The organism is Streptomyces sp. SID9727 (assembly GCF_010550605.1).
Lineage (GTDB): Bacteria > Actinomycetota > Actinomycetes > Streptomycetales > Streptomycetaceae > Streptomyces.
In genome coordinates, this window is the sequence record NZ_JAAGNI010000522.1 from 1 (window position 1) to 1,333 (window position 1,333).

Below are 1,333 nucleotides of genomic sequence, written 5' to 3' on the forward strand. Positions count from 1 at the left end.
CCGCCGCCGCTCCCGTCACCGCACCGCCCGTCCCGGCCCGGCCGACCTCCGCCCCCGGCGCCGCGTCCCCCTCCGGGGCCGTACCGCCGCAGCGCCCGGCCTCCTCGCCGGTCACCGCGCCCCGCGCGTCCCTGACGGACGTGGTGCCGCGCCGCACCCTCGCGATCATCGCGGCCGTCATCGTGCTCGCGGTGCTCGGTACGGTGCTGGCGCTCACGCTGGGCGGGGGCGACGACAAGCCCGACGACTCCGGCGGGAAGAACGCCGGCGCCTCCGCCCCCGCCGGGACGCCGAGCCCCGACGCCCCGTCCGGCTCGTCCGACGCCGCACAGGGCGGCAGCGGCACGGAGCAGGACGCGGGCAAGGGCGAGGACAAGGGGCAGGACGACGACGCCGAGAAGCAGGGCGAGGACGGGAAGAAGGGCGGCAAGGCCGAGGACGCCGTGCCCGCCGGGTACCGCGCGGTGACCAACAAGCGGTTCCACTTCTCCATCGCGATGCCCAAGGGCTTCCACTTCGACACCACCTCCGGCCAGGGCGCCGGCGCGATCTACAACGCGAAGGGCGGCTTCCCCCGCCTGCAGGTCGACTACACCTCCTCGCCCGGCAACGACGCCGCCGCCTCCTGGAACTCCGCCCGGGGCGGGGTCGCCGCCTCCAGCACGGACTACCACCACCTGGGCATCCAGAAGGTGCAGTACAACGGCTATCCGACCGTCGCCGACTGGCAGTTCGAGCGCACCCAGCAGGGGCAGCGGGTCCGGGTGCTCAACCGCGGATTCAAGGCCGACAGCGACCACGGTTACGCGATCATGATCAGCTGCAAGGCCGACGAGTGGGACGGCAAGGAGTGCCGGACGCTGCGGAAGGCGGCGTTCGCCTCGTTCGAGCCGGTCGACTGAGGCGTCCGGCGGCGGGAGTCGGCGCGGCCGGGCCGCTGGTTGCGCCGACCCGCCGCGCGGCCGCCACTTGCCACGTATGGTGAGAGTCCGGAGACCGTACGCAGCCGAAACACGCAGTCAATTGCACCGCAGGCGACTGGGAATGACCAACTCGGTGCGGTCTCAGTGACCGGGGGACAGCGCGCTCTGGGGAGGCGTCGTGGACGACTACGCGGGTCGGGTGCTCGCCGACCGCTACCGCCTTCCGCTGCCCCCGTCCGACGCGTACGAGTTCGCCGAGACGCGGGCCTTCGACACCTACAGCGGGCAGGAGGTCCTGGTCCGTCAGGTGCCGCTGCCCGAGGTGGTGGACGCGGAGTTCGTGGAGGGCGACGGCCGGACGTCCGCCGCGCCGCGCACCGCCCGGCGGCCCGCCGACCCCGCCGTGCGGC

The 1,333-nt window shown here is 74.1% G+C and carries 1 protein-coding gene and 1 pseudogene; both read left to right on the plus strand.

Going from position 1 to position 1,333, the window contains the following annotated elements:
* Window positions 1–902: pseudogene (locus tag G3I41_RS35430) on the plus strand (serine/threonine protein kinase); the annotation flags it as partial.
* Between the two features lie 199 nt (window positions 903–1,101).
* Window positions 1,102–1,333, plus strand: a 232-nt coding sequence (locus tag G3I41_RS35435; protein ID WP_164404621.1) for a hypothetical protein, incomplete at its 3' end; no start/stop codon positions are given.